Here is a 222-nt window from a genome sequence, read left to right on the forward strand (position 1 = left end):
TGGTGGCGGGCGAAGTGCGCTCGCTGGCGCAGCGCAGCGCCCAGGCCGCCAAGGAAATCAAGGGCCTGATCGAGGATTCGGTCGGCAAGGTCGGTGCGGGTTCGCAGCAGGTGGAACGCGCGGGCGCGACGATGCAGGAGATCGTGGCATCGGTGAAGCGCGTGACAGACATCATGGGCGAGATCTCGGCGGCGTCGGAAGAGCAGTCGAGCGGCATCGACC

At 67.6% G+C, this 222-nt stretch carries 1 protein-coding gene; it reads left to right on the top strand.

All coding sequences use genetic code 11. From position 1 onward, the window contains the following. Positions 1-222: methyl-accepting chemotaxis protein (locus tag KDH83_RS32360; protein WP_249205496.1), on the top strand; the 222-nt coding region annotated here is incomplete at both ends.

It is taken from the genome of Achromobacter sp. Marseille-Q0513, assembly GCF_018195695.1.
In the GTDB taxonomy this organism is placed as follows: Bacteria; Pseudomonadota; Gammaproteobacteria; order Burkholderiales; family Burkholderiaceae_B; genus Achromobacter.